The organism is Shewanella sp. UCD-FRSSP16_17, assembly GCF_001675935.1.
GTDB classification, from domain to species: Bacteria; Pseudomonadota; Gammaproteobacteria; order Enterobacterales; family Shewanellaceae; genus Shewanella; species Shewanella japonica.
Genome location: NZ_LZFV01000001.1, coordinates 272,127 through 293,750, shown reverse-complemented (window position 1 = coordinate 293,750; position 21,624 = coordinate 272,127). Strand labels below are relative to the sequence as shown.

General features: G+C 40.3%; 21 protein-coding genes. 13 read left to right on the top strand and 8 right to left on the bottom strand.

The window, feature by feature from the left end; translation table 11 throughout:
- Nucleotides 1-14: 14 nt before the first annotated feature.
- The 7 genes from fadD to A9267_RS01255 all read right to left on the bottom strand — a co-directional run bounded on the left by fadD (nucleotide 15) and on the right by A9267_RS01255 (nucleotide 7,751).
- Nucleotides 15-1,688, bottom strand: coding sequence for a long-chain-fatty-acid--CoA ligase FadD (gene fadD, locus A9267_RS01285; RefSeq protein WP_065107961.1), 1,674 nt, complete (start codon nucleotides 1,686-1,688; stop codon nucleotides 15-17).
- A 233-nt stretch (nucleotides 1,689-1,921) separates the two neighbouring features.
- Nucleotides 1,922-2,836, bottom strand: a complete 915-nt coding sequence (locus A9267_RS01280) for an alpha/beta hydrolase (protein ID WP_156669078.1) — start codon at nucleotides 2,834-2,836, stop codon at nucleotides 1,922-1,924.
- 29 nt (nucleotides 2,837-2,865) lie between these two features.
- Entirely contained in the window at nucleotides 2,866-3,741 is an 876-nt protein-coding gene (locus A9267_RS01275) for a class I SAM-dependent methyltransferase (RefSeq protein WP_055023207.1), read from the bottom strand.
- Between the two features lie 70 nt (nucleotides 3,742-3,811).
- On the bottom strand, nucleotides 3,812-4,498 hold the full coding sequence (locus A9267_RS01270; protein ID WP_055023208.1) for a M50 family metallopeptidase: 687 nt from the start codon (nucleotides 4,496-4,498) through the stop codon (nucleotides 3,812-3,814).
- A complete protein-coding gene (locus A9267_RS01265) occupies nucleotides 4,491-4,922 on the bottom strand; it encodes a hypothetical protein (RefSeq protein ID WP_156669077.1) in 432 nt (143 codons plus the stop codon). The genes A9267_RS01270 and A9267_RS01265 overlap by 8 nt, the downstream gene beginning before the upstream one ends.
- A 142-nt stretch (nucleotides 4,923-5,064) precedes the next feature.
- Entirely contained in the window at nucleotides 5,065-5,772 is a 708-nt protein-coding gene (tsaB, locus tag A9267_RS01260) for a tRNA (adenosine(37)-N6)-threonylcarbamoyltransferase complex dimerization subunit type 1 TsaB (protein ID WP_065107958.1), read from the bottom strand.
- Between the two features lie 53 nt (nucleotides 5,773-5,825).
- Entirely contained in the window at nucleotides 5,826-7,751 is a 1,926-nt protein-coding gene (locus tag A9267_RS01255; protein ID WP_231919025.1) for an ATP-dependent DNA helicase, read from the bottom strand.
- A 542-nt stretch (nucleotides 7,752-8,293) separates the two neighbouring features.
- Between A9267_RS01255 and hisG the strand changes: the two genes are divergently transcribed.
- The 8 genes from hisG to hisIE are packed head-to-tail and all read left to right on the top strand — an operon-like array spanning nucleotide 8,294 to nucleotide 15,532.
- On the top strand, nucleotides 8,294-9,193 hold the full coding sequence (hisG, locus tag A9267_RS01250; protein WP_055023212.1) for an ATP phosphoribosyltransferase: 900 nt from the start codon (nucleotides 8,294-8,296) through the stop codon (nucleotides 9,191-9,193).
- 47 nt (nucleotides 9,194-9,240) lie between these two features.
- Nucleotides 9,241-10,527, top strand: a complete 1,287-nt coding sequence (gene hisD / locus A9267_RS01245) for a histidinol dehydrogenase (RefSeq protein WP_065108419.1) — start codon at nucleotides 9,241-9,243, stop codon at nucleotides 10,525-10,527.
- 13 nt (nucleotides 10,528-10,540) lie between these two features.
- On the top strand, nucleotides 10,541-11,623 hold the full coding sequence (gene hisC / locus A9267_RS01240; RefSeq protein WP_065107956.1) for a histidinol-phosphate transaminase: 1,083 nt from the start codon (nucleotides 10,541-10,543) through the stop codon (nucleotides 11,621-11,623).
- 47 nt (nucleotides 11,624-11,670) lie between these two features.
- On the top strand, nucleotides 11,671-12,738 hold the full coding sequence (gene hisB / locus A9267_RS01235; RefSeq protein ID WP_065107955.1) for a bifunctional histidinol-phosphatase/imidazoleglycerol-phosphate dehydratase HisB: 1,068 nt from the start codon (nucleotides 11,671-11,673) through the stop codon (nucleotides 12,736-12,738).
- A 12-nt stretch (nucleotides 12,739-12,750) separates the two neighbouring features.
- Entirely contained in the window at nucleotides 12,751-13,377 is a 627-nt protein-coding gene (hisH, locus tag A9267_RS01230; protein WP_065107954.1) for an imidazole glycerol phosphate synthase subunit HisH, read from the top strand.
- Nucleotides 13,374-14,111, top strand: coding sequence for a 1-(5-phosphoribosyl)-5-[(5-phosphoribosylamino)methylideneamino]imidazole-4-carboxamide isomerase (hisA, locus tag A9267_RS01225; protein ID WP_065107953.1), 738 nt, complete (start codon nucleotides 13,374-13,376; stop codon nucleotides 14,109-14,111). The genes hisH and hisA overlap by 4 nt, the downstream gene beginning before the upstream one ends.
- On the top strand, nucleotides 14,093-14,866 hold the full coding sequence (gene hisF / locus A9267_RS01220; protein WP_055023217.1) for an imidazole glycerol phosphate synthase subunit HisF: 774 nt from the start codon (nucleotides 14,093-14,095) through the stop codon (nucleotides 14,864-14,866). Before hisA ends, hisF begins: the two co-directional genes overlap by 19 nt.
- Before the next feature lie 36 nt (nucleotides 14,867-14,902).
- A complete protein-coding gene (gene hisIE, locus A9267_RS01215) occupies nucleotides 14,903-15,532 on the top strand; it encodes a bifunctional phosphoribosyl-AMP cyclohydrolase/phosphoribosyl-ATP diphosphatase HisIE (RefSeq protein ID WP_065107952.1) in 630 nt (209 codons plus the stop codon).
- Nucleotides 15,533-15,626: 94 nt separating this feature from the next.
- On the opposite strand, the gene A9267_RS01210 is transcribed toward hisIE, so the two are convergent.
- Nucleotides 15,627-16,073 (bottom strand): DUF4826 family protein, encoded by a 447-nt coding sequence (locus A9267_RS01210; RefSeq protein WP_055023219.1) that lies wholly within the window; start codon nucleotides 16,071-16,073, stop codon nucleotides 15,627-15,629.
- 264 nt (nucleotides 16,074-16,337) lie between these two features.
- Here A9267_RS01210 and A9267_RS01205 point away from each other — a divergent pair, with 264 nt between their 5' ends.
- From A9267_RS01205 to A9267_RS01185, 5 genes are all read left to right on the top strand, one after another.
- Nucleotides 16,338-17,369, top strand: a complete 1,032-nt coding sequence (locus A9267_RS01205; protein WP_055023220.1) for a Glu/Leu/Phe/Val dehydrogenase dimerization domain-containing protein — start codon at nucleotides 16,338-16,340, stop codon at nucleotides 17,367-17,369.
- Between the two features lie 403 nt (nucleotides 17,370-17,772).
- Nucleotides 17,773-18,705 carry a UDP-2,3-diacylglucosamine diphosphatase gene (locus A9267_RS01200; RefSeq protein ID WP_082972154.1) on the top strand — a complete coding sequence of 311 codons (933 nt, stop codon included), beginning with the start codon at nucleotides 17,773-17,775 and terminating at the stop codon, nucleotides 18,703-18,705.
- Nucleotides 18,706-18,745: 40 nt separating this feature from the next.
- Complete coding sequence (locus A9267_RS01195) at nucleotides 18,746-20,473, top strand: GNAT family N-acyltransferase (protein WP_065107951.1); 1,728 nt, start codon at nucleotides 18,746-18,748, stop codon at nucleotides 20,471-20,473.
- A gap of 116 nt (nucleotides 20,474-20,589) precedes the next feature.
- Nucleotides 20,590-21,015 (top strand): CBS domain-containing protein, encoded by a 426-nt coding sequence (locus A9267_RS01190; RefSeq protein WP_065107950.1) that lies wholly within the window; start codon nucleotides 20,590-20,592, stop codon nucleotides 21,013-21,015.
- A 225-nt stretch (nucleotides 21,016-21,240) separates the two neighbouring features.
- A complete protein-coding gene (locus A9267_RS01185) occupies nucleotides 21,241-21,585 on the top strand; it encodes a hypothetical protein (protein ID WP_055023223.1) in 345 nt (114 codons plus the stop codon).
- The last annotated feature ends 39 nt before the right edge of the window (nucleotides 21,586-21,624 follow it).

Sequence of the window (21,624 nt, the reverse complement as noted above, 5' to 3'; positions counted from 1 at the left end):
CTGCCGGCTTTACTTTACGCTGATTTAACTTCGTCTCGAAGCTCTCGTCGTAAAATCTTACCTACATTGGATTTTGGTAACTCATCTCTGAATTCTACCAGCTTTGGTACCTTATATCCTGTTAAATGATGACGACAATGTTTAATAATATCGCTATCAGTTAAGCTGTTATCTTTTGCGACGACAAATACTTTAACTAATTCACCGCTGGCTTCATTTGGAACACCAACAGCCGCAACCTCAATAACTTTAGGATGCAGTGCAATGACATCTTCAACTTCATTTGGAAATACATTAAAACCTGATACCAAAATCATGTCTTTTTTACGGTCAACAATGAAAAAGAATCCTTTTTCATCCATATAGCCAATATCACCAGTCGCTAGCCAACCTTCTTTGTCGATGACTTTTGCAGTTTCCTCTGGACGCTGCCAGTAGCCTTGCATAACTTGCGGGCCTTTCGCAAATAGCTCACCAGTTTCACCTTGAGCTAATACATTACCTTCATCATCACGCACTTGTATGTCAGTTGACGGCGCAGGGAAACCAATCGATCCGTTATAACCATCAAGGTTATAAGGACAACACGTCACCAGTGGCGATGCTTCAGTTAACCCATAACCTTCAAGTAATCGCGTCTTAGTAATGCTTTGCCATTTGTCAGCAACGGCTTTTTGTACGGCCATTCCGCCGCCAATAGAAAGCTTTAAGCGGCTGAAATCAAGACTATTAAAGTCTTCATCATTAACTAGGGCGTTGAATAACGTGTTAACCCCTGTCAACGCTGTAAAAGGATACTTCTTTAACTCGCCAACGAACGCTGGTAAATCACGAGGATTAGTAATTAATAAGTTTTTACTGCCTTTATGTAAAAACAGCAAACAGTTAACAGTGAGTGCGAAGATGTGATAAAGCGGCAATGCAGTAACGACAAATTCGGTACCATCTTTCAAAGCTGGCGAATATGCACCATTGGCTTGCAAAACATTACTCACAACGTTTTTATGACTCAACATCGCGCCTTTTGAAACACCCGTAGTACCACCGGTATATTGCAAGAAAGACAAATCCTCTGGTGAAATCTCAGGTTTTACGTATTGTAAACGACGGCCTTTACTTAAAGACTGCCTAAAAGACAATGCATGAGGCAAGTTGTATTTAGGCACCATCTTCTTGATGTACTTAACCACGAAGTTGACTAAGGTTCTTTTTGGTGCACTCAGTTGATCACCTAACCCAGTGATGATCACCGATTCTACAGGCGTTTCTGAAACCACTTCTTCCAATGTACGTGCAAAATTCGACACAACGACAATGGCTTTAGCACCAGAATCAACTAACTGATGTTTTAATTCTCTTGGGGTATATAGAGGGTTAACATTAACCACGACCATGCCCGCACGTAATACACCAAATAATGCAATTGGGTATTGCAGTAAATTAGGCATCATCAAGGCAACTCTGTCGCCTTTTTCTAACTTGAGTTCATTTTGTAAATAGGCTGCAAATGCACGACTTCTTTCTTCTAACTTCCTATAAGTCAGTGTCGCCCCCATATTGATAAACGCAGGTTGGTCAGCATATTTAGCTACCGCAGATTCAAACATATCGACAAGCGTTGAAAATTGCGCTGAGTCAATTTCTGCCGGTACGTGTTCTGGTAAATTATTAATCCAAGGCTGGTCCACAAAATTCTCCTATTTATCCTGACCATTGCTAAGAAGACGGGCTTCAATTTTTACAAGGTCGAAGATCACTGCACTTAAAACTAGCTGATATTTTTATTATTGTTATGAGTTGCAGTAAAAACGTTATTGATAGTTATTATTCTTGAGCCGCAAAAAATCATACGACCGTTTTAATTCAGACCATAATCACATAAATAAATTAAAAATCCTAGTGATTTTAAAACAAAGAAAGCTTAATTTAGAATAAATGTTCTAATCGTGTTAGCAACTTGTGCTGCGCTTCCCATATGTAAATGGTGATCGCCTTTAATCTGCACATTCGTAAGCTGTGTAAACCACAGCTTAGCTTGCGGTATTGCTAATTTTAACTGTTTATAGCCCTCTTCGGCTAATATTAATAAACAAGGGGTATCACTGACGCTCATTAAAACATCAACCTGTTCAAAGGTTAATCTATAAGGAGAATCCAGTTTCAAACGAGGATCACTTTTCCAACAATATTGATGATCTTTGATTTCAAGATTTCGCTTTATAATTAACTCACACCACTTAGGATCCATACCAGTGAGCTTATGACGGGCATTTACGGCCCGCTCAAGCATTAAGTTTGATGAAGACTCAGGTATCTTCTGTCCCTGAATCCCAGCTTGATTGAATCTGATATGCTGCTGAAAGCTTCTATTGACTCTTGCTTTAAATTTCGACACATCTTCAAATAATGGCGATAAAGCTTCAATTAATATGAGTTGCTTTAAGCTATCAGGGAAAGCCGCATTATAAGCTGCCGCAACTATCCCACCTAAAGAGTGTCCGATAACGGTTACAGGCTGGTCCTGCTTAAGTAATAAAACGAGTTCGTGCAAATCGTAGAGGTAATCAATCCAATGCAAAGGATATTGCCCTGGACGATGTTGAGATAAGCCATGACCAGGCCAATCTACGGCAATAATTTGATAATCTGTAAGTACTTGCTGCTCAGATAGCGCATTAACTAACGGTACGAAGCTGTCGGCATTATCTAACCAACCATGTAAAGCCAGTAAAACGGGTTTGTTACTACTTCCATATCGCTTTGCTGCTAAACGAATATGAGCCAATTGAAAATCAACATCTTCAAATTCTAATGCCGCATCAATTGGCTCATTCATCATTGTCTTCTTTATCAGTTATAGCGTGGTTATTTCGCTTTTTTAACAAATTTTAAAGTCATACGATCACTTTCACCAATCGCGAGATATTTATCTTTGTCCTGATCTTCAAGGGCTAAACGTGGCGGTAATGTCCAAACACCTTTTGGATAATCTTTTGTATCCTTAGGGTTGGCATTCACTTCCGATGACGCCGCTAATGTAAAGCCGACTTTTTCAGCCAGTGCAATCATTTCAGCCTGATCCATATAGCCGCTATCAAATGACATACCAGGGTTTGCACGATGTTCAACCACACCAAAAACGCCGCCATCTTTTAGTACATTAAAAGAAGCTGTAAAAGCATTTTCAAGTTGTTTCTGGCCAGCCCAATTATGTAAGTTACGGAATGTTAATACATAGTCAGCACTGTTATCTTCACCTAAAACAACAGATGCAGGTGGCTGAAAAGTCACCGTTTTAGCATTACCTACAGCATCTTTGTTATCAGCTAACCAGCTTTGAAACTTTTTACCTGCTTTAGCGTAATATTGAGTGCGCTTAGTATCTTCTTTTGGATTGGTTTCAAAAATACCACCAATGTACTGACCTTTTTCTGCAAGGTAAGGTGCCAAGATTTCGGCATACCAACCGCCGCCAGGCCAAAGCTCAATAACGGTATCATCCGCTTGAACACCTAAAAAAGCTAAGGTTTCAGCAGGATGACGATATCCATCACGGGCTGAATTTTTTTCGCTTCTGAAGCTACTTGCTACAGCTTCTGCGAGTTGAGGGTTAACTTTAACAGCTTGTGCTTTGTCACTTGTTGAATGACCGTGCTCATGTGCAACCACATTTGTACTGATGGTCGATAGACCAATCGAACTTAAACCTAACATTGTGGTTAACAATAACGTACGTTTCATTGTCTTCTCCCTGAAGAAATTGTTTTAAAAAACAGCAACTGATACGACAAAAATTGCTAAGTTGATCACTCTAAACTGTTTCTGGCTTTTTGTCGTCTACTCTTCGCCAACACATCCATAACATAGTGCAGCTAAACACTAACCAGATTATTACCCAAAGCCAAGCTGGTAGCCATGTTAACTGTGATAGCTTAGCCGCATCTCCTTGAGTTGATAAACCAAAAAGAATTGTCGGGCTCGCCATAGCATTAAGCACAATCATCAAACCCAGTGTTCGTAACAAACTGTTAAGCCATGCAAAATTATTAAATTTAAGCGGCATTAGAAACACAACGGCTAACGAAATTAAAATGAATATGGTTAATAAATCTCTCGCCCAGAAAATTAATGATGCCAGGACTGTTGTACCAAGAATGCCTAAGGTAAATTTAATGCCCGCTCGCCAAGTCGCCAATAAGAAGATGATATACCCCCACAGCGCAGCACCGAAATAGCCACTAAAAGTGATGAAAGGTGCAAAGCCCCCTTGGGTAAAACATAAGCCCGCACCATTCGGAAATAGTTGAATTTGAGTGACAATGCCACCACTGGCTATAGCCGCTAATCCGTGGGAAATCTCATGAAAATAGCTTTCAAACCATTTGAAAGGGATGCTGATAATAGGCAGTTTAGTAATCAGAAAAGCAATCAGTAGTTCAAAAAAGAAAAGCCCTTTAGAAGGAATAGCGGATAAGCGAGCAGGCTTAGGATCATGCATATAAATCAATACCCACCATTTGTTGAATTTGCTCTCGTTGGGCAGCATGTTGGTTTAATAAGTATTCTTTAATCGCACCTCCACTTCCTTGAACATGCTGTTGCTGTGATGCGTTAAAATGCGTTTGCTTGTCGTACTGCAATTTTGCATCGACGGCATCGTTAATAACAGATTGCTCAACAAAGACAACGTGCGCATTAGTCGGTTCAGCTGCCTTGGTCAAGGTTTCTTGTTTTGCCGCAGAAGTATGATTCACTTCAGAGACTTGGCGAGCACGAGTTAACCTATCAACTGTCGATTGTTGATTACTTACCGCTTGGTTATTTTGACTATTATTATCAGCAATCTTGTTTGTGTCAGTTCTTAATGTAAATGGATTATAAGAAGACAAAGGCTGAATTGATGATTGCATTGTATGAAGCAAATTGTCCTCCTATTTAACTAAACAAATACTTAACTAAACACATACTTAACTACATTATTAGAAAGCTAATATTAAGCCCATACTTAGCTAATGATAAGCCAAGAGTTAAACACAAACTCATCAAGCAAATAAAGCTAACCTTTTATTCGCGCCCTGGTAATTTTTTCCAAGTCACCGTATCACGCAAATACACGGGAGCAAGCTCATCCACAGGAGTCGATAAACCTTGCTTATATCCCAATTGCGCGAGTTTTAACATCGCTTTGGCATCGGGTAATTTGATATCACTCATTTGTGTAGAATCAAGATTTGACAATAAATCAGGATATGCATCAAACCCAGTGCCACACAGTGTGATCGTTTGCTCAGTATCTAACAGTATATTTACTTGTTCGGGAGTAGATACATGTTCTTCGCCAACTAACGTCGCAATTCCATCTGAATTAGTAAACTGTCCCCAGTATATTTCATTCATTCTTGCATCAATGGCTACAAATACTTGTTTAGCACTGTCAGCGTCAATAGCCATTTGTGCCATTGCTGCCAAAGTAGAAATACCGATAACAGGTATATCATGTCCTAGTGCTAAGCCTTGAGTCATACTTGTACAGATTCGAATTCCAGTAAAACTACCTGGCCCACGCCCATATGCAATCAAGTTTACATCTGCAATCTTAATATTTGCTTCTTTCAATACTTCATCAACCATTGGCAATAAACGCTGGCTATGTTCTCTTGGTGCATTTGCTGAACGACAATGTAAATCTTGGTTATGCAACAACGCTGCCGAACAAGATTCTGTGCAAGTATCTAATGCAAGTATTGTTAAATCTGAATCAATGTGAGCCATGTAAGACGTGTTAACCCTAGAGTAATTCGGTAAATAATGGTCGCTATAATAACTTATGGGATACTTTTTAAAAAGCGTAACGCAGTATCTAAATCACGAGTCCTGCTCATTGGCGGTAATGAATTGATGAATGCTTCGCCATAGGGTCTATTTACAATACGGTTATCACACAGTATTAATACCCCTCTGTCTTTCTCGTCCCTAATGAGACGACCCACACCTTGCTTTAAGCTAATAACGGCTTGAGGTAATGATATAGACGTAAAAGGATCGTTATGACTTCTCTCAGCGTTTGCCGCTCTAGCCCGATATAACGTGTCATCAGGAGAAACAAAAGGCAGTTTGTCGATGATTACGCAGCTAAGTAACCGCCCTCTTACATCAATACCTTCCCAAAAGCTACTTGTCCCCAGCAATACACCATTACCGAGTTGGCGAAATTTATTTAACAAGCTTTGCTTACTCGCCTGTCCTTGTACCAACAAAGGATAATTCACTTTACGTTGAAGCATTATCGCAACTTGCTGCAGCATATGATGACTGGTAAATAAAATAAAAGTCCGTCCTTGAGCTGCATTAATTGCTTGAGTACAGACATCTACGAGTTGATTAACATTAGCTTCAGTTTGGCCTGACTTAGCAAGATGTCTTGGCACACAAAATAATGCTTGGTTTGGATAATCAAACGGACTATCTAAGATAATTTGCTTTGCTTTACCCAGCCCTAACTCGTCAGCAAAATGTTTAAGCTGTCGGTTCACTTGTAACGTCGCCGAGGTAAAAATCCATTGAGTTTGTTTATCAAACAATTGCTGACATTGCTTTGCGATATTAATCGGTGCCATTCTTAACATAGTAAATCGACCACTAGGTTCAACACTGTAAGCGGCATTTTGATCATTACATTCAAAGTACAGTTGAAGCTGTGCAACGATTGAAGAGAGTTGACCTACTACATTATCTAACGTTTCACTGCGGCCAACATGTTCTGTTGTCACAGCAAGCAACGTCGTTAGTTCATTCAATAAATCCCAAGATTGTGTGGCTAAATCTTTATTTGAAATAACGTGGCGCCAATCTGTGACATCCCCCTCAAGTAATGCATTTTGCCAACGAGATAACTTCACTAATAGTCGTTGACTCAGCTGCTCCAATTGAATGCTGTCTCTTAGCTCTGTTCGATACACATCAATAATTTGATTTAGCACTCTGTCGATATCACGCGTCGCAATTTGTTGACCAAAATAGTTAATGCAAACATCAGGAACCAAGTGAGCCTCATCAAAAACGACGACATCGGCTTCTGGTAATAATTCTGCAAATCCTGTGTCTTTTAGTAATCGGTCGGCAAAGAATAAATGATGATTAACCACAACAATTTTCGCATCTTGCGCTTTAATCTTGGCTTTACGACTAAAACAGGCATCGTAATAACTGCACTTTTTACCAGTGCAGCTTTCTTTGGTGCTGGTGACTGTGGCAATGGTGGCCGAATGTTCTGCTACTGAGGTTAAGTTACCAGTATCACCATCTTTGGTCATACTAGCCCATTGATTTATCTTGATCAGCTCATCAACCACTTGCGGTGACATTTGACTTATTTTTTGTAAGTTCTTTTCCAACCTAAGTTGACATAAGTAATTACTGCGACCTTTTAGTAGCGCCGTTTTGGGCGCGACAGAAAACATGGTTAATAATAGTGGTAAGTCTTTGAAGAAAAGCTGTTCTTGCAGGTTTTTACTCCCTGTACTAATGATGACTTGCTTACCACTTAATAATGCTGGGATCAGATAGGCAAACGTTTTACCTACACCTGTACCTGCTTCTAAAATTAAATTGTGTTTATCACTGATGGCACTCGTCACAGCCAAAGCCATGTCATACTGACTTTGCCTTGGTCGATATTGATGAACACTTTTTGCTAAAGCGCCCTGAGGAGAAAAAGCCAAGTCGACTTCTTTGCGTAATTTGCTGCTCACTATGATGCTTAATCTTGCCTTTTTAGTGGAAAAAACAGATAACCGTACTCGGTCATCTATCAAGCTTTTCATTATCCAATGATTTACAACAGTAAACAATGAAATAAAGTTTCTTTGAGTTAAGGCTCTTCATTGATGATTTCGACGATAAACATTGATTTATCTGAATTAAACACCTTACTTGTATATACAAACAGAGCAAAAATAAGCCTAAAAATCATACTGATATAAGATATATTTTTTATTTAGCAAAAAAATGCAAATAGTGTTTATTCTGTATTGCAAACAAAATTAAAAGGGGTTAGATTATTTGTAATGAAATTACACAAGCTAATTTAATAGAGAATTTATTATGTTCATCCGAATCAATACAAACCATCATCATCACCATTTGCGGTAGCCTTCGGATGCTTACTGCCGGAGGACTATTTCCTTCAGGCGGTTGTAAAAACATACATAAACCCCTGAAAGAAATTTCAGGGGTTTTTTAGTTTTAGGCTTTAAATAATTGTTTTTATATCAAATTTAATAGGAATTACATCATGAGCGAAAATAACAGACTGCGTATTGCAATTCAAAAATCAGGTCGCCTTTCAAAAGAATCACAGAAATTACTTAAAAGTTGTGGCGTAAAGTTCAACGTAAACGAACAACGTTTAATTGTACACGCTGACAACATGCCTATCGATTTACTGCGTGTACGTGATGATGATATCCCTGGCTTGGTTATGGATGGTGTCGTTGATTTAGGTATTATTGGCGAGAATGTTCTTGAAGAAGAACAAATAGAACGTCAAACACTTGGTAAGCCAGCTGACTGTGTAAAATTACGTGAATTAGATTTCGGAGCATGTCGCCTTTCACTCGCTGTTCCAAATGAATTTAGCTATGAAGATGCAAGCTCACTAGAAGGTTTACGTATTGCGACTTCTTATCCAAACCTTCTACGTCGTTACATGCAACAAAAAGGCATTAACTATAGCGACTGTATGTTAAAAGGTTCGGTTGAAGTTGCCCCACGTGCAGGATTAGCTGACGGTATCTGTGATTTAGTTTCAACAGGTGCAACTCTTGAAGCGAATGGTTTATACGAAACAGATATCATCTATCAATCAATGGCATGCATTATTCAATCAGCTGAGGAGCAAGTACCTGCAAAACAAGCACTCATCGATAAAATCCTTTCGCGCATGAACGGCGTCGTACGAGCTCGTGAAAGCAAGTACATTCTACTGCACGCACCAAGAGAAACTCTTGATCAAATTGTTGCACTATTACCGGGTGCTGAAAACCCAACCGTATTACCACTCAATGATGATACTGATCGGGTCGCAATCCACGCCGTTAGCACTGAAGATTTATTCTGGGACACAATGGAAGAGTTAACCGCACTGGGTGCGAGTTCAATCCTTGTTATGCCTATCGAAAAAATGGCCGGTTAACTAACACATTTGTCGTAGTGGAGCAGCACATGCAAACACAGCAAACAATGCAAATTCTAGATTGGAATGAATTAAGTTCAACAAAGCAACAAACTGCGCTAAATCGCTCGCCATTAGTTGGTGACAATAGTGTTGAGCGTTCAGTTAGAGACATCATCAACACCGTTGTGGCTGATGGTGATAGCGCTTTAGTCAAATATAGTCAGCAATTCGATGGGGTTAGTATCGATTCCATTACTATGTCTGATGATGATATCTCACTAGCTTGTACCAGAGTATCTGAAGAGGTTAAGTCTGCTGTTGCTAATGCAGTGAATAATATTGAAACGTTTCACCAAGCACAAACATTCCAAGCAATTGATGTAGAAACGCAACCCGGTGTTCGCTGTGAGCTTCGCTCTGAGCCAATTCAGAAAGTCGGTTTATACATACCAGGCGGCAGTGCGCCGCTAATTTCTACGGTAATGATGCTGGCTTTACCAGCTAAAATTGCAGGCTGTGAGCAACGTGTTTTAGTCAGTCCTCCACCAATTAATGACGCAATTGTTTATGCTGCAAAGGTCTGTGGCATCACAGAAATTTATCAGGTTGGTGGTGCACAAGCTATCGCTGCCCTCGCCTTTGGTACAGAATCGGTGCCAAGTGTTGATAAAATCTTTGGTCCCGGTAATCGCTTTGTCACTGAAGCTAAACGTTTAGTTTCACAAGATGGCCGCTGCAGCGTCGCAATTGATATGCCAGCGGGCCCATCGGAAGTACTTGTCATTGCAGACAAACTCGCAAATCCAGCCTTCATCGCGGCTGATTTGTTATCACAAGCAGAACACGGGCCTGATTCACAGGTTATGTTAGTCACAGATTCTGAATCAGTGGCTAATGAAGTCAACCGAGAGCTCAGTAAGCAACTTAACGTCTTATCTCGACAAGATATAGCCGCACAAGCACTCAGTTGCAGCCGGTCTATCATTGTTGATGATATGTCTCAAGCAGCCATGGTATCTAACCTTTATGGTCCTGAGCACTTAATCATACAATCTGAAAAACCTCGTGATGTATTAACCAATATTCGAGCCGCAGGTAGTGTTTTTCTAGGGGCATATACGCCAGAATCAGTTGGCGATTACGCGAGTGGAACCAACCATGTATTACCAACTTACGGATATAGTCGCAGCGTTTCTAGTTTGTCATTAGCTGATTTTTCTCGCCGATTTACCGTACAAGAATTAACTCCACAAGGCTTACAAGGTCTTGGAGAAACAGTCATGGTACTAGCAGAAAATGAGTTACTTGATGCTCATAAAAATGCCGTAGCCATTCGCTTAAATAGCTTATAAAGAGTAAAGATAGATGACAAATAACAGTGAATCCTCATCAAAATCTGCGCTAACGTTAGCAGAATCGTTAGCTAGACCAGAGCTGTTAAGCCTTGTTCCCTATGAAAGTGCGAGACGCATTGGTGGTCGCGGCGATATTTGGATAAACGCCAATGAGTCGCCTTTTAATAATAGCGATTTAGATACATTAAATCGTTACCCTGAATGTCAGCCTGAGCCATTAATTAATGCTTACAGTCAATATGCTAAGGTGCCTGTTGAAAATATCGTTTCAACTCGTGGAGCTGATGAGGGGATTGAGCTACTTATTAGAACCTTCTGCACCCCAGGCGTTGATAAAATAGCTTGCTTTGGGCCGACTTACGGTATGTATGCGATCAGCGCACAAACATACAATGTAGGTGTCAACAATTTAAACCTAACTGATAGCTATCAACTCCCAGAAAATTATGCCTCGCAAATTGATGGCGCAAAAGTCGTCTTTATTTGCAACCCCAATAATCCAACTGGCACGATTATTCAAAAGCAGGATATTACAGCGGCCGTTGAAGCTATGCCAAATGCCATTGTGGTGGTTGATGAAGCATATATTGAGTTTTCTCCGCAATACTCAGTGGCTGACTTAGTGACTCAGTATCCTAACCTGGTCGTGTTAAGAACCCTTTCAAAAGCATTTGCATTAGCAGGAGCTCGCTGCGGCTTTTTAATGGCCAACAGCGATATTATCAGTTTAATTATGCGGGTTATTGCGCCTTACCCAGTGCCTCTTCCCGTTGCAGAATTAGCGCAAAAAGCACTGTCGATAACGGGTATTGAGTTAATGCAGCAGCAAGTTGCACAGCTCAGCACTCAAGGGCAGCGATTATCCAATGCGCTGCAACAAGCTGGCGCTAAAGTATTACCTGCCCACGGCAATTTTGTATTAGCTGAGTTTACTCAACCTGATACGGTCAGTAACGCTTTGCAGCAAGCTGGGATAGTTGCACGGGCTTATAAAGACCCACGTTTACAAAGTCGAATTCGATTTAGTTTTAGCCATGCATCTGACACAGACAGACTTATCGATGCAATCAACAACCTAAACTCACCCGTTTGATAGATATTACCTAATTTAAAGAATAAAAATATTTTGAAGGAAAAGAGATGAAACAAAACATTTTATTTATCGACAGAGATGGCACCTTAGTTGAGGAACCTGCAATTGATAAGCAGTTAGATAGACTTGATAAGCTAGTGTTTGAACCACAAGTCATTCCCTCTTTACTGAAACTACAAAAAGCGGGTTACCGTTTAGTGATGGTGTCCAACCAAGATGGTTTAGGCACAGATTCATTCCCACAAGCAGACTTTGACGCACCGCACAATATGATGATGCAAATCTTTGAAAGCCAAGGTGTCAAATTTGATGATGTCGTCATTTGCCCACACTTTGACGCTGATAATTGCAGTTGTCGTAAGCCCAAATTAGGCTTGGTCAAAGAATACTTAACACAAGGTAAAGTCGATTTTACGACCTCAGCGGTCATTGGCGATCGTTATACTGATGTAGAACTTGCWAGTGCTATGGGGATCCGTAGTTTTCAATATCAACGTGAAACACTCGATTGGGCTGCCATTACAGATGCAATCTTAAATCAAGGCCGTATCAGTGAAGTTGTTCGCACAACAAAAGAGACGGATATTAAAGTTAATATTAACCTTGATGATACTAGCAAAGGCAAAATTGATACAGGTATTGGCTTTTTTGACCACATGCTAGATCAAATTCAAACTCACGGAAATTTCAGAATGGATGTGACTGTTGATGGCGATTTAGAAATAGACGATCACCACAGTGTTGAAGATACCGCCTTAGCCATAGGCGACGCATTACGCCAAGCACTAGGCGATAAACGTGGTATTGCCCGTTTCGGCTTCAGTCTGCCTATGGATGAAGCAAATGGAGAGTGTTTAATGGATATTTCTGGTCGTCCATTTATTAAATTCAATGCTCAGTTCGATCGTGAAATGGTCGGTGAAATGGCCACTGAAATGGTGCCACACTTTTTCCGCTCATTTGCCGATGGCCTGCGTTGTACGTTACACATCAGCACCGATGGCGATAATGATCACCACAAAGTTGAAGCGCTATTCAAAGTTTTAGGCCGCACGTTACGCCAAGCAGTGAAAGTCGAAGGTGATTTGCTGCCTTCAAGTAAAGGTGTACTGTAAGGAGCGCAATTCATGTCAGATAACAACACAACCGTCATTCTTGATACTGGCTGTGCCAACCTAAGCTCGGTACGATTTGCATTTGAGCGCCTAAACGCTGATGTCATTGTATCTGCTGACCATCAAGTGATTAAGTCCGCCGCAAGAGTCGTTTTGCCTGGTGTCGGCACTGCTGGCGCGGCGATGGATGCGCTTGTGAGCCGTGATTTAGTGTCCATTATTAACAACCTAACCCAACCTGTCATGGGGGTATGTTTAGGGATGCAAATGCTCACGGAGAAATCCAATGAGCACGGTGGGCGCACAGAACAAGACATAGCCTGTTTGGGATTAATTCCTACTCAAATTAATGAATTAGACAGCCAAGGCTTGCCATTACCACACATGGGCTGGAACCAAATAACAGTATCTGATCATCCGTTGTTTAAAGGGATTGAAGACGGTAGTTATGTGTATTTTGTCCATAGCTTTAAGGCGCCACTCAGTCAGTACACCATCGCATCATCACAATACGGTGAAGCATTTAGTGCCGCCATTGCAAAAGATAACTTTTTTGGTGTGCAATTTCACCCAGAAAAAAGTGCAGCAATAGGCTCGCAGATATTACAAAATTTCCTAAATATGGGGAACCAAGCATGATCATTCCAGCAATTGATTTAATCGACGGCCAAGTTGTACGTTTATATCAAGGCGACTACCAACAAAAAACGACTTTTGATTTAAGTCCATTAGCTCAACTTCAGTCTTATGAATCCCAAGGAGCTAAGCTCCTTCATATCGTAGATTTAACAGGTGCTAAGGATCCCGAAAAGCGCCAAATAGCATTGATTTCACAATTGGTTGCAGGCTTAAACACCGATATCCAAGTCGGCGGCGGGATCCGTAGTGAACAGCAAGTAAAAGAATTATTAGATAGTGGCGTTAAACGTGTCGTCATTGGTTCATTAGCAGTCAAAGAGCCCGAATTAGTCAAAAGCTGGTTTGTAAAATACGGCAGTGATGCCATTTGTTTAGCGTTAGATGTCAATATTAACGAGCAAGGCGAAAAAATGGTTGCAGTGTCAGGCTGGCAAACTGGTGGTGGAAAGTCGTTAGAATCATTAGTGTCAGAATACAGCACAGTTGGACTTAAACATGCATTGGTCACCGATATTAGCCGTGATGGCACTTTACAAGGCGCTAATACAGTTCTTTATGCTGAGCTTGCAAGTAAATACCCAAACATTACTTGGCAAGCCTCTGGCGGTATAGCAAGCCTTGATGATGTAGCGGCAGTAAGAGACAGTAACGCCAATGGTATTATCATTGGTAAAGCATTACTGATAAATAATTTTACCGTTGAGGAGGCAATCACATGTTGGCCAAACGCCTAGTCCCCTGCCTCGATGTTCGTGATGGACAAGTCGTAAAAGGGGTTCAATTTCGTAACCATGAAATCATTGGTGATATTGAACCATTAGCAGCAAGATATGCGGCCGAAGGTGCTGATGAGTTAGTCTTTTATGATATTACCGCCAGTGCCCATGATAGAGTGATTGATAAGTCTTGGGTAAGTCGAGTCGCAGCGCAAATCGATATTCCTTTTTGCGTCGCTGGTGGAATTAAAACCATCGAACAAGCACGACAAATGTTAGCTTACGGTGCCGATAAAATTTCAATTAACTCACCAGCACTCAGCGACCCGAGTTTAATTTCACGATTACAGGATGAATTTGGCCGCCAATGCATCGTGATTGGTATTGACTCATTCTATGATGACGAATCAGATAGCTACAAAGTAAAGCAATTTACTGGTGACGAAGCTGCAACTAAAGATACGCAATGGTTTACTCAAGATTGGGTTGAAGAAGTTCAAACTAGAGGTTGTGGCGAAATTGTACTGAACGTCATGAACCAAGATGGCGTGCGAGGCGGTTATGATATTAAACAGCTCAGCATGGTAAGAGCAATTTGTGATGTCCCATTAATTGCTTCTGGCGGTGCAGGCACAATGGCACATTTCAAGGAAGTGTTTCAGCAAGCGAATGTTGATGCTGCCCTAGCAGCCAGTGTGTTTCATAAGGGAATTATCGATATCGCTGAATTAAAGCAATATTTAGCCAATGAAAACATTGCGATTCGTATTTAACAGGCAAAGAAACTGAATAAGAAGTGAAACTGAATTATGACATTATCTGCAACTATGACATTTGATACCTCAGCACTAGCATGGGATAAACAAAACGATTTATTACCAGCCGTGGTTCAAAACCACTTAACCGGTAAAGTGCTTATGCTGGGTTATATGAATAAAGCGGCATTAGAACATACCTTAGAAACAGGCAAAGTAACTTTTTTCAGTCGCTCAAAACAACGCCTATGGACTAAAGGTGAAACGTCAGGCAACACATTAGATTTAGTTGCCATTGATAAAGACTGTGACAATGACAGTTTACTGGTTCAGGTTATTCCAAATGGCCCTACCTGCCACACAGGAACTGAAAGCTGCTGGCCAAATGGCAATGCTCACAGTTTCATTGACAACCTCACCAATGTGATCATTTCTCGAAAAGGCCAAAGCGCAGATTCAAGCTACACGGCATCGCTTTTTGAACGTGGTACAAAAAGAATTGCACAAAAAGTTGGTGAAGAAGGATTAGAAACGGCGCTAGCTGCTGCAACACATGATAAAGAAGAGTTAATTAATGAAGCTTCGGATCTTATGTATCACTTAATTGTGCTACTTGAAGATCAACAATTATCCATGGCTGATGTTAATCAAAACCTAATGCAACGTCATTTAAACAGTCAATAGCGTTAATCTAAACCGGCCATGTAAGCACATTGCATCCAATAAAAAAGGCACCTACTCGGTGCCTTTAATTTTTACAAAACTGATATCTATTTGATTACGCTTGGTCTTGCCACAGCTTTTCATCGTTTTGCATGTTATATAAGCTCTCAGCGCGAGACACCAATAAGTTAGCAAATTTAAGTTGGGTCTCATCGCGAGTTGCGCCAGACTTATGTAAGTTTTCAGCTTTAATTTGCCACATCATTGAAAAGTGACGAATCGCCTCACGCGCAGTACCAGCAACTTTTACATCGACATAGTCAGAAGGTAAATCGCCTGACATTACCCAAAAAGTTTGCTTGGTAGGTTGTTTCGATTCCATTTTCCAAATTGCTAAATATGGCACTAAATAGCGGCTTTCATCAGCAAGGACTTTTGACGGGATAACGCCTTTTTCGGCAAGGAATCGATTGGCTTTTTGAAATTGTGCTTGGACCCATTGTTGTCTTAATACTTCTGGATCTTGTTGTTCTGTTTTAGGCTCAGCCACTGATTCAGTCATTCTTTCTTCCTATTTTATTGTTATATGTCGTCATCATAACACTTACATCTTTATATCAATTTGTGTGACAAATGCAACGAAACGCAAAAAAAGTTTACGTTTACGTAAAGTGGCAAGCTAAATTGCCACGTAGATCACAAAATTATATGAATCTAACTTTGTTGAGAGTATCGCTAAATGCTATCGTTCTGCAATAAATAATAACAAGCAGTCGTTATTCACTTTTATTCTGACGACTATTTAATCGCACAGCGGAGATCACAAGTGGCTCTATTTAATCATGTATCGTTTGATGACCACGAACAAGTCGTATTTTGTCACGACAAAGAAAGTGGCTTAAAAGCAATTATCGCTATCCATAATACTAACCTAGGCCCTGCAGTGGGCGGTTGTCGTATGTGGAATTATGACTCAGACGACGAGGCAATCAATGACGTGTTGCGTCTATCTCGTGGAATGACTTATAAAAACGCACTTGCTGGTTTAACAATGGGTGGCGGCAAGTCAGTTATCATCGCAGACCCTAAAACTACCGATCGTGAAGCCTTATTCCGCTCATTTGGTCGTTTTATTCACACTTTAGGTGGTAAGTACTACTCTGCTGAAGATGTGGGTACTACCACAGCTGATATTATGATTGCTCATGAAGAAACACCCTATATGGCTGGTCTTGAGGGCAAAAGTGGCGATCCATCTCCATTCACTGCTTTAGGAACGTATTTAGGTATTAAAGCCGCGGTAAAACATCAGCGTGGTCTAGATAGCTTAAAAGGCTTAAAAATTTCGGTTCAAGGCGTTGGACATGTTGGTTATTACTTATGTAAGCACCTTCATGAAGATGGCGCTGAACTGATCGTGACTGACATCCACCAAGCTTCTTTAGACCGTGTGGCCACGGAATTTGGCGCTACAGTTGTTGCACCACAAGATATCTATACCCAAGATGTTGATGTTTACGCACCATGTGCACTTGGCGCAACGATCAACGACACGACTATCCCGTTGCTTAAAGCAACAATTGTTGCGGGTTGTGCAAATAACCAGCTAGCTGAAGTTCGTCACGGTGAAGTATTAAAAGAGCTAGGCATTTTGTATGCGCCTGATTATGTCATCAATGCTGGCGGTATCATCAATGTTTCTTTCGAAAGTGACTATGATGTAGCTAAAGCCACTGCCAAAGTCGAAGAAATCTATAACACGTTAATCAAAATCTTCGAGCAAGCCGAAAAAGACAACCGCACCACCGGTGATGTTGCTGACGAAATGGCGCGTGAGATCATTAACGCCGCTAAATAATCAACGCACTCATTTTATAAACCTATTTTTTATAAAATGAGTTACGGTTAAGTCCTCACTAAAGGGAGCCATCAGGCTCCTTTTTTATTGGAATTGAATCGCTAGTAATCCAGCGTTAACTTTGCTTTAGTTTCTTATATTCGTTTCTTATATTAGTTTTTATATTAGTTACTTATATTAGTTACCTATATTTGTTTACTGCCAATGACCAAATTTTGTCTCTTATTGTCTCTTAGAGCCTTACTAAATCTTATCCAAAGTAGCATTGCCTTCTTTAGACTTGCATTCGTTTAACTCGGCTCCGTTCACTGTAAATTGTCATCCCTTTGACATATTGGCGTCATCTTGAGTTCAAAAACCGCTCCTATGCTAGTTTAGACATTCATCGTTGAGCGATATATCAATGACTCAAAATGCTAAAGATAAGACCGGTTTACATGAACTTACATCTAATCCCACTTCTCACTTCAGCCCTTTTGAACATGCGATTACAACCAGCAAATCCCCTAAATCTAATGGCAAAGTAAAACAAACTTTCAATGCTTTATGGATTTCAGATGTTCACCTAGGCAGTGTCGATTGCAAAGCAGAATATTTATTGGATCTGCTTAATCAAACTCACACTAATAAGCTTTATTTAGTTGGCGACATCATTGATATCTGGGCACTAAAACGTAAAGTTTATTGGCCTGAAAGTCATAACCTAGTCCTACAAAAGTTAATCCAACTGGCGCAAAGCGGCATCGAAATCAAGTTTATACCAGGCAACCATGATGAAGAGTTTAAAGCTTATAGTAATTTCCAAATATGGGGCATTACCATCACCCGCCAATATATACATGAATGCATAACTGGCGATAAAATTTTAATGTTACATGGCGATCAATTTGATTCAGAAGTGTGTATAAGTCGCACCTACGCCAAACTTGGCGACCACTTATATGATGTTTTGTTATTACTCAATCGTAAATTACATCGTATTAGACACAGCTTAGGCTTTTCGTATTGGTCTTTAGCCAGTTACGTGAAACTCCGAGTCAATAAAGCACAACATGCCATCAGCATGTATCGAGATGCAGTATTGCGCTACGCACAAACACAGCAAGTACAAGCAGTGGTTTGCGGTCATATTCACCAACCAGAATTATCCCAACACAAGAATATCATTTATGCCAACGACGGTGACTGGGTCGAAAATTGTACGCTGATTGCTGAAACCCACAGTGGTGAGTTACAGCTGCTTCGCTGGAGTGATGAAGCGTGCACGACCAAAGTCATCAATCAAATCACATTGAGTGAAGCCAGTGCTACTCCAATAAAGCAAAAAGTCGCTTAGCACTGACTATTCACTTCTTATAACAATAAAGGCTATGGACATGATTTTTACAGTAGATAATGTGGTAGAAAAAAACTTACCCAAAATCCACCAAACACCTTGGCTAGCAACACCAACAAAAGCCATGTTGCGTTATTTATTAAACGAAAAACAATGTAATGATATCGCGGCAGAATTCGCTTATTTGAAAGGGGTAGATTTTGTCGAGCATGTACTAGATTGTTTTGATTTCAATTACTCAGTGCCTAGTAATGAAATTGAAAATATTCCCATCGAAGGAAGAGTGGTTATTTATGCCAATCACCCTATTGGTTCCCTTGATGCACTCGCTCTCATCAAACTTATTAGCCAAGTTCGACCTGATATCAAAGTCGTCGCGAATGAACTGCTGATGGCACTTGAACCACTACATTCACTGCTGCTTCCCGTGAATAACATGTCCGGTGGTACACCAAGACAGCACTTAGAAAATATTCACTTGCACCTAAAAAATGAAGGCGCTGTATTAATTTTTCCTTCAGGAGAAGTATCAAGACTCAGACCCTCAGGTGTCACTGATTTAAAGTGGCATTCTGGCTTTTTAAAAATGGCCAACTCCTGCAATGCTCCGCTACTGCCAATGTTTGTTGATGCTAAAAACTCACTTTCATTCTATGGCGCTTCAATGATTTATAAGCCACTCGCTAGTTTATTGCTCGTCAAAGAAATGTTTAAACAGCAAAAGCGCACCATGCCAGTACGAATTGGACAGTTAATTCCTAAAGAAGCTATTACTGGCCATGATTTTAATGTCAAAACCAAGGTTCAGTTACTTAAGAATCACCTTTATCGAATTGGAAAGAATCGTCGGCCATTATTTGCTACACAAAAAGCCATTGCCCATCCAGAGTCACGAAGCGAACTGCAATCAGCTTTGCAACAATGTGAGATGCTCGGTGAGACTAATGACAATAAACAAATCTTTTTATATCAGCACCAAGGCTGCAATCCAATCATGCGAGAAATTGGCCGATTAAGAGAAATCGCATTTCGTGCCGTGGGGGAAGGTAGCGGCAACAGGCGAGATAACGATCAATATGATCCTTATTATCAGCACCTGGTGTTATGGGATAAGGATGATTTAGAAATTGTAGGATCCTATCGTTTTGCAAGTGCTAAGTGGGTTCACGAGCATCAAGGTAAAACGGCCTTATATAGCCAATCATTGTTTCAATATAACGATGAGTTTGCCCCCTACTTTGAAAATGGCTTAGAGCTTGGCCGTAGCTTCGTGCAGCCAAAGTATTGGGGAAAACGAAGCCTAGACTACTTATGGCTTGGTATTGGCGCTTATTTAGCTAAGAATCCACAATTTCGCTATTTATTTGGTCCTGTGTCTATTAGTGACCAAATCCCCGAACAAGCGAAAGAAATGCTTGTCCATTTCTATCAGAAGCAATTCAGTAACCCTGAGGTGTTAGCAATCTCAAATTGCCCTTACCGCTTTACCCAAGATAAACGCCAACAACTCGATGCACTTTATTCCGCTGACGATTACGCATCTAATTTCAAAGTGTTAAAACACACAATGGCGAATATGGGGGCGGCAGTACCGCCACTGTTTAAACAATATGGCGAATTGTGCGAACAAAATGGCGTATCGTTTCTCGACTTTGGTATCGATACTGATTTTGGCAACTGTATTGATGGACTGGTACTTGTTGATATGCATGCATTGAAACCTAAAAAGCAGCAACGATACATTAATTACCACTTAACTAAACCATAAAATAACTGTTGAAATAAGCAATGAACTGATCAATCACGATACATGACTCAATTATTCATCATTTGTCGGCTTTTCAATTGTCTGATATAAATAGATTAATTGAAAAGGAGAACAAGATGGTTACTGTTGAGCAAATAATGAGCCACAGAGTAGTCACTGTTGAAATGGATGATCGGTTAGCCACGGCTAAAGATATTTTTGACAATGTACCATTTCATCACCTTGTGGTGTTAGATGAACATAATCAAGTCTCCGGTATCTTGGCGCGTGCCGATCTGGTTAATGCTATCAGTCCAAATCTTGGCACGGCCGCAGAACTAACTCGAGATATTGAAACGCTACAAAAACGTGTCCATCAAGTGATGGCTCACCACCCTATCACTATTCCTCCAGAGTTGGATGTTAACAGTGCTTCAGAACTTATCTTATCTAAAGGGATCACCTGCTTGCCTGTATTAGTGGATAAGGAAATTGTCGGTATTGTGAGTTGGCGTGATTTACTTGCTCATTATTGTGGTTTAGAGCCCCTGAATGGCGAATAACCGTAACCAACTGTTTTATATATAAATAAAACCATATAATTAATGGCAAAAACTATTTTATGCGTTTCTGTCTAACAATTACTTGCTCCAAAAATAAAATAAAAAATTTTCTTCAATCTCAACAATCACATACTAATCCATTCAAAAAAACTTCATTTATCTTGGTGGAAAACGTCACATTTGTCTGCTTATCTTAAGGTAGGTTTACACGCCAAGGAGAGATTAATGACAAGTTTTAAATATCATTTAAATCATGAAAAAATCGAATTGCTTGCCAGTGATTGGTTTGGATTAGAGCGTGTTTTAGTTAATGATCAGCTTGTATCAAGTAAAATCAACTTTAGCCAAAGAAGTACTCACCGTATTGAGCTTAAAAATGGCAAACCTTGCCAACTTCAGTTACTCATTGACCCACAAACAGAGCAATTAACCTGTCGTTTATACAAACAAAACCAATTAATTGGGAGTTTAAAACAAGGTAAACAAAGCTTATTGAGCAGTAAGAAAGTATTTGAAGCCAGTGTCATGGTTACGTTTATGAGTGTTTTAGGTCTTTATTGGTTTAGTTAACGCTACCGAAATTACATTGAAGATACACATTAAAAAAGG

Coding starts and splice junctions, on each gene's coding strand:
- A9267_RS01280 (WP_156669078.1), bottom strand. CDS start 2,836: ATGAATGAGCCAATTGATGCGGCATTAGAATTTGAAGATGTTGATTTT.
- A9267_RS01275 (WP_055023207.1), bottom strand. CDS start 3,741: ATGAAACGTACGTTATTGTTAACCACAATGTTAGGTTTAAGTTCGATT.
- A9267_RS01270 (WP_055023208.1), bottom strand. CDS start 4,498: ATGCATGATCCTAAGCCTGCTCGCTTATCCGCTATTCCTTCTAAAGGG.
- tsaB (WP_065107958.1), bottom strand. CDS start 5,772: ATGGCTCACATTGATTCAGATTTAACAATACTTGCATTAGATACTTGC.
- hisG (WP_055023212.1), top strand. CDS start 8,294: ATGAGCGAAAATAACAGACTGCGTATTGCAATTCAAAAATCAGGTCGC.
- hisD (WP_065108419.1), top strand. CDS start 9,241: ATGCAAATTCTAGATTGGAATGAATTAAGTTCAACAAAGCAACAAACT.
- hisC (WP_065107956.1), top strand. CDS start 10,541: ATGACAAATAACAGTGAATCCTCATCAAAATCTGCGCTAACGTTAGCA.
- hisH (WP_065107954.1), top strand. CDS start 12,751: ATGTCAGATAACAACACAACCGTCATTCTTGATACTGGCTGTGCCAAC.
- hisA (WP_065107953.1), top strand. CDS start 13,374: ATGATCATTCCAGCAATTGATTTAATCGACGGCCAAGTTGTACGTTTA.
- hisF (WP_055023217.1), top strand. CDS start 14,093: ATGTTGGCCAAACGCCTAGTCCCCTGCCTCGATGTTCGTGATGGACAA.
- hisIE (WP_065107952.1), top strand. CDS start 14,903: ATGACATTATCTGCAACTATGACATTTGATACCTCAGCACTAGCATGG.
- A9267_RS01210 (WP_055023219.1), bottom strand. CDS start 16,073: ATGACTGAATCAGTGGCTGAGCCTAAAACAGAACAACAAGATCCAGAA.
- A9267_RS01200 (WP_082972154.1), top strand. CDS start 17,773: ATGACTCAAAATGCTAAAGATAAGACCGGTTTACATGAACTTACATCT.
- A9267_RS01195 (WP_065107951.1), top strand. CDS start 18,746: ATGATTTTTACAGTAGATAATGTGGTAGAAAAAAACTTACCCAAAATC.
- A9267_RS01190 (WP_065107950.1), top strand. CDS start 20,590: ATGGTTACTGTTGAGCAAATAATGAGCCACAGAGTAGTCACTGTTGAA.
- A9267_RS01185 (WP_055023223.1), top strand. CDS start 21,241: ATGACAAGTTTTAAATATCATTTAAATCATGAAAAAATCGAATTGCTT.